This window comes from Actinomycetota bacterium (genome assembly GCA_005774595.1).
Classification (GTDB): Bacteria; Actinomycetota; Coriobacteriia; order Anaerosomatales; family D1FN1-002; genus D1FN1-002.
Genome location: VAUM01000280.1, coordinates 1 through 2,596, shown reverse-complemented (window position 1 = coordinate 2,596; position 2,596 = coordinate 1). Strand labels below are relative to the sequence as shown.

At 73.2% G+C, this 2,596-nt stretch carries 2 protein-coding genes; one reads left to right on the top strand and one right to left on the bottom strand.

The annotated features are described in order from the left end of the window. The coding region (locus FDZ70_09115; protein ID TLM70546.1) for an A/G-specific adenine glycosylase at positions 1 to 636 on the bottom strand (636 nt) is incomplete at its 3' end. A 104-nt stretch (positions 637 to 740) separates the two neighbouring features. On the opposite strand from FDZ70_09115, the gene FDZ70_09110 reads away from it, so the two are divergent. Further along, the coding region (locus tag FDZ70_09110; protein ID TLM70545.1) for a hypothetical protein at positions 741 to 2,596 on the top strand (1,856 nt) is incomplete at its 3' end.

Here is a 2,596-nt window from a genome sequence, read left to right as displayed (position 1 = left end):
GGACTGCCGCGAGTGGTGCGCGCTGCGCCGCGACGGGTTCGGAACCTCGCGCTTGATCGCGTACCCATAGTCGAGCAGCGCATGGTACCAGTCCCTCGGCCGATCCCGGTCGAGCACCGCGGCGAGCACCGGGATGAGCTCCGCGTCGCGCACGTCGTCGCGGCCGGGGAAGAAGTCGTGGATGAGCGCCGCGCGCACGTTGGTCTCCAGGTACAGCGCCGGCTCGTCGAACGCGAACGCGAGCACGCCGGCGGCCGTCGCCGGCCCGACGCCCGGCAGCGCCCGCAGCGCCGCCTCGTCGCGGGGCACCACTCCCGCGTGCTCCCGCGTCACGGTCTCTGCGGCGCGCTTGAGCGCGACGGCGCGGCGGTGGTACCCGAGCCCGCTCCACGCGCGCAGCACCGCCTCGAGCGGCGCGGCGGCGAGCGCATCGGCCGTGGGGAACTCGGCGAGCCACCCCTCGTACTTCGGGAGCACGCGCGCGACCTGCGTCTGCTGGAGCATCACCTCGGACACGAGCACCGCGTACGGGTCCGCGGTGCGCCGCCAGGGCAGGTCGTGACGCCCCTCCGCGCGCCAGCGCTCGTACACGCGCTCGCGGAAGACGGCGACCTGCTCGGGAGTGGGCTGCGTCACCCGCCCATTGTGACGCACACCCTAATGCGGCCGGGGAACGAACCCGATGCACACTCCGTACTGTCACCGCACCCCGGGGAGCGTCTCGAAGGGAGTCGAGGGAGATGAGAGCACGAACGCGCACGGTGCGGGCGGCACGGACGGCGGCATCCATCCTGGCATCGTTGATCCTCATCACGTCAGCCATCACCGTCCCCGCCGCAGGAGCACGGACCTCGGCACAGGTCCACGCCGAGGCGCCCGACGGGCCGTTCAACACGGAGCTGCTCTCGGAGTTCGGAGGCGGCACCTACACCTCGCTCGAAGCGTCGGGCGGCGCGTGGTTCGCCATCCGGGCCGGCAAGCTCGTCGTCGGCAACGCCATCGTCCCGATGGCCGACCCGGTGGCCACCGAGGTCCGCGGCATCGACGTCTACCCTTGGCGTGACAGCGTGCTCGTCCTGCGCGAGAACGGCTTCGCGATGGTGGACTGCTCCGACATCACGAGCCCGACGCTCATGGCCGAGTACGCCTACGGCAACGAGGTGACCCTCGCCGGCTTCGCGGCCGGCCCGCGCTACGCCTACTGCTCGTTCGAGTACCGCTGGGGCGGGACGGTCTGCAAGGTGTTCGACCTCACCGACACGGTGGACACCGGCTACGTCGCCGCCGTCTCCCTGGAGTCGGACGACCGGCACGGCGACGTGCGCGGCAACTACCTGTACGCCAAGACCGAGAGCGGCTATCAGGTGTTCTCGCTGGCGAACCCGCTCGCGCCGGTCGCCGGCTACTCGTGCGACGGCGCCACGCTCGTCGGCGACCTCGTCGTCTCGGGCGGCACCATGTACGTCGCGCACGGCGATCCCGACGCGCCGGCGGCCCCGCGCGGCCTGTGCGTCTTCTCGCTGACCAACCCGGCTATCCCCAGCCTCGTGTCGAGCAAGCTGTCCCCCGAGGCCGTGATCGACGTGTCCGTTGAGGGCACGCGCGCGTGGACGCTCGACACCGCGAACCGCGTACGGCTCTACGACGTGAGCACGCCGTCCGCCCCGGCGACCCAGGCCGGCTCGGCGATCGTCGCGACCGCGGGCGCGCAGCTCGCCGCCGACGGCTCGAACCTGTTCGTGCGCAGCTACGACGCCGACGCCGGCACCAGCCGCGTCAGCGGGATCGACGGCACGGACCCATCGTCGTTCAACGTGGTGAGCTGGCGCGAGGCTGACGGCGGCCTCGGCGGCCCGTGGCTCGACGGCGGATACGCCTACCTGCCGCGCGCCGCCGGCCTGGACGTCTTCAACGTCACCGAGCCCGGCACCGTCACGCCCGCCGCCAGCCTCGCGCTGCCGTCGCGCGCCATCGACGTGGAGGTCGCGGGCGCGAGCGGCTTCGTCAGCTACGGCGGCGGCGGGACCTACGCCGTCCAGCGCCTCTCCGGCCTGCCCGGCGCACCGGCGGCGGGCGCGGCGTGGACGACGTCCACGGCTACGGTGGGCCGCCTCGACGCGAGCGGGAACATGGTCGCCGCCGCGTCCAGCCTCGGCGCCGTGTTCCTCGACGCCTCCGGCATAGGCCTGAGCTACCTCGGCACGTGGCTGTGCTGCGACCCGGGGACGGACGTCGTCCTCGAGGGCTCGCGCGCGTGGGTCGCGGTCGAGCGCCCGCCGCTGAACGAGTCGGCGGTCTACGAGCTCGACGTGTCCGACCCCACCGACCCGGTCATCGTGGCGCAGCACGGTATCCCCGGTGACGCGCCGACGCTCGCCAAGACCGGCGACACGCTGTACGTGGGCTGGGAGACGGACGAGCAGTCCGCCGTCAAGATCTTCGACGTCGCGACGACCGGCGAGCTGGCCTACGTCACCTCGTCCGACACCGGCTGGCACGGCTGCGCGGGCACAGCGGCCTCGGGCGGCGCGACTCCGCCCGCCGTGGCCGTCGGCAGCGGCGGCCTGCGGCTCATCCACGCGGCCTCCCCCGCCCC